At 57.2% G+C, this 1729-nt stretch carries 2 protein-coding genes; both read right to left on the minus strand.

The window, feature by feature from the left end; translation table 11 throughout:
* Positions 1-1099 (minus strand): NAD(P)-dependent alcohol dehydrogenase (locus QP109_RS09170; RefSeq protein ID WP_285024429.1); only part of this gene is annotated, 1099 nt, incomplete at its 3' end.
* Positions 1100-1363: 264 nt separating this feature from the next.
* A complete protein-coding gene (locus QP109_RS09175; protein ID WP_101627493.1) occupies positions 1364-1573 on the minus strand; it encodes a hypothetical protein in 210 nt (69 codons plus the stop codon).
* Positions 1574-1729 lie beyond the last annotated feature (156 nt).

Below are 1729 nucleotides of genomic sequence, written 5' to 3' on the forward strand. Positions count from 1 at the left end.
CACGACCTCCACCACACAAGCCCCCACCGAAACAACTGGGACTAACCCTCCACCAACTCTTTTTGTCCTTTAACCCCACCTTGGAGTCGACAACGTTGTTGTAGGCCTCGGTTATGTCTTCGCCACTGATGATCTGGACCTGCGGGGCGATTCCATGCTCGCCACAGAAGTCCAGCATTTCCTGTGTTTCGGGGATGCCACCAATGTTGGAACCAGCAACGATTCGGTTACCGCCAATGACTGCACGCCACGGCAGAGTCAGCGGTGTCTCGGGCAGGCCGACATTCACGAAGGAACCGAGCGGACGCAGTGTTGCAATCAGCCCCGCGTAATCAAGGTTCGCGGCGCTGACGGTGCAGATAATCAGGTCAAAGCTGGAAGCAAGCGACGCTACTGTCCCTTCTTCACTGGTGGCGTAGAAGTGCGTTGCGCCGAACTGACGCGCATCTTCTTCCTTCGAACGACCATGCGAGATCACGGAAACCTCGGCGCCCATGGCTGCCGCAATCTGGACCGCCATGTGACCCAGTCCACCCATGCCCACGATTGCGACCTTCTTGCCGGGGCCAGCCCCGAAGCGCTTCAGTGGCGAATACGTCGTAATACCCGCGCACAGCAACGGAGCCGCTGCCTCAAACGGGATCTCATCCGGGATGCGGCACGCAAAGTTTTCCGACACCGTGAAGCCCTGGGAGTAACCGCCGGCAGTCGGATTTCCATCGGCATCCAAACCATAGGTCCAGAGTGTTCCGGGAAGGCCGGCCTCGTCCCCCGTACAGAACTGTTCGTAGCCCGAGGTGCACATTTCGCACGTGCCACACGAGTTGGTCATGCAACCGACACCGACCTTGTCACCGACCTTGTACTTCGTGACGCCTTCGCCGACTTTGGTGACAATGCCGGCGATCTCGTGGCCGGGAACCAGCGGGTACTTCTTCGGGCCCCACTCGCCCTTGGCGCTGTGAATGTCGGAGTGGCAGATGCCGGCGTACTTGACCTCGAAGTAGATTTCGCCGGGGCCGGGTTCGCGCAGGTGAATGGTGGTTTTGTGGAAAACGCTGGCGGTGTCGTTGCACGCGTAGGCGAGAACGTTGGGCATGATGCCTCCAAAGAATGTGGGGTGGGTTCGCCGACTATCAGCGTCATTTCGTTATCCGCGTTGGGTGCAATTCGCGCACGCCGATGACGGTGATGAAGTCGCTGATGGCATGAGCACGGTGGACGTAGGTGGATTCAGTTGCCATGAGTGGATCATTCTACGATGTACGAGGCCGCGCCCCTGATGAGGGCTCAACGCCTATCTGGCGCGAATATTACGAAGCATTTCCGCTGACTGCTCTGGAGAGCCTCGTAGCTCGTCATCTTAGTAGCGACGAAGTGGCACCAACCGTAATCTGAAGGTCGCGGTGGCTGAACCCGACTCCCCTTCGTCTTCACACACAAAAGAGAAAAGATCATCAATCATCTCTCGCAATTCGCGGAGCGTGTGACCCTGCGTGCGGTAGGTCTGCCCAGCGTACGCTAAATGAGCGATCCACCAGCCACGATCACGAGCGACCTCAACGGTCATCATTTCCCCCTCCTGTTCCCCGTAGGAAAGGTTTCTAACGTACTCCTAAGGCATTCGCAGAGCAACCATTATGGGGTTAATAGCCAAAATGTGTGTACAGAATCGCTGTTTTTGCTGGTTTGACTAGGGGTTTTAGGGGTTTACACATGCTTTGAGAGC

Origin of the sequence: Pauljensenia sp. UMB9872 (assembly GCF_030212665.1) — a bacterium.
GTDB lineage: Bacteria > Actinomycetota > Actinomycetes > Actinomycetales > Actinomycetaceae > Pauljensenia > Pauljensenia turicensis_B.